Annotated in this window: 2 protein-coding genes; one reads left to right on the top strand and one right to left on the bottom strand. The window is 42.9% G+C overall.

The annotated features are described in order from the left end of the window. Positions 1–224 (bottom strand): AMP-binding protein (locus ACS8FD_RS14910; RefSeq protein WP_439276429.1); only part of this gene is annotated, 224 nt, incomplete at its 3' end. A 529-nt stretch (positions 225–753) separates the two neighbouring features. On the opposite strand from ACS8FD_RS14910, the gene ACS8FD_RS14905 reads away from it, so the two are divergent. Continuing rightward, positions 754–1313, top strand: a 560-nt coding sequence (locus tag ACS8FD_RS14905; RefSeq protein ID WP_459252132.1) for an oxidoreductase, incomplete at its 3' end; no start/stop codon positions are given.

Raw genomic sequence — 1313 nt, 5'->3', positions numbered from 1 at the left:
GTATCATTCTTATCGATACCAAGCTTACGCAAACCATCTGCCAGTTGCCTGCAACGATCGTAAGTTTGCTGCCACGTTTGGGTGAGGTCATTGTGCTCTAGATCGTCATAAATGATGGCAGTCTTGTCAGGATAGACCTGTGCACTACGGATAATAAAATCAATTGGAGTAAGCGGTTGATAGTTGGCTGCATTTTTGCCAAGACCCGTGTGAAAGTCGGTCATAGGGATAGTCCTTTATCTTTATCATATTATGGGTTTAGCGGTTTTTTATATTGGATTTTGCATGTTAATGGCTATCTTTATTAACAATCAGTTCTTTTATTATAGACAACTGTAATTAGAAAGCGAGCTTGTTTTGTGGCCTTTACTTAACTACGTGGCATAAGTAAAAGCCACTGCCAATGGTATGATGAATATAATGTTGTAAACATAGTGTTCACTCGTCAGTCGCTTGTCTGCGTAGCTGATAATAATGGCGGTGTGTTACGATAGAATTAACACTGCATCATTAAATATTCGTCATTCTTAAGCCTAATATACCCCATACTCAATGATATGAATACAAGAACGCCGAAAGTAGGCTGTGCTACCGTATGGAGAATTAGACTGCCGATGTCATCAGATTATTGTGAGTAAGTGATAAAAATATAACCCATTAATTCATAAGGACGATGATATGAGCGCCAGCCCTAATAGCGTAAGCCCAGTAGACTCAAATACTAAGACCTCTGATCGTATTGCGAGCACTGACATGGCGACGGATACCGCCAATGCATCTGAGCATTATCCGCACTTGTTTGAGCCATTAGATTTGGGCTTTACTACCCTTAAAAACCGTGTGGTTATGGGCTCAATGCACACAGGACTTGAAGATCGCTTTTATAACTACGGTAAACTGGCGGCGTATTTTGCGGAGCGCGCAAAGGGCGGCGTGGCGATGATGATTACGGGCGGTATCTCGCCCAATCGTGAAGGGTGGTTGTTGCCTGCTGGCGGCACCATGAATACGAGAGCTGACGTTATTAACCATCAGCGAGTCACTCGCGCGGCGCATAAATATGACAGCAAAATCATCATGCAAATCCTGCACAGTGGTCGCTACGGTTATCATCCATTTATCGTGTCATCAAGTCCTATTAAGTCGCCAATCACTCCTTTTAAACCGCGTAAAATGAGCATTAAAAATATCGAGCAGACGGTGAAGGACTATGCACGCTGTGCAAAACTTGCCAAGCAAGCAGGCTATGATGGTGTCGAAATCATGGGCTCTGAAGGTTATTTGCTTAATCAGTTTTTATCGCGTCATGTGAA

It is taken from the genome of Psychrobacter sp. 1U2, assembly GCF_051847575.1.
Note: the sequence above shows the minus strand (reverse complement) of the source record. Positions and strands in the feature narration are given on the sequence as shown.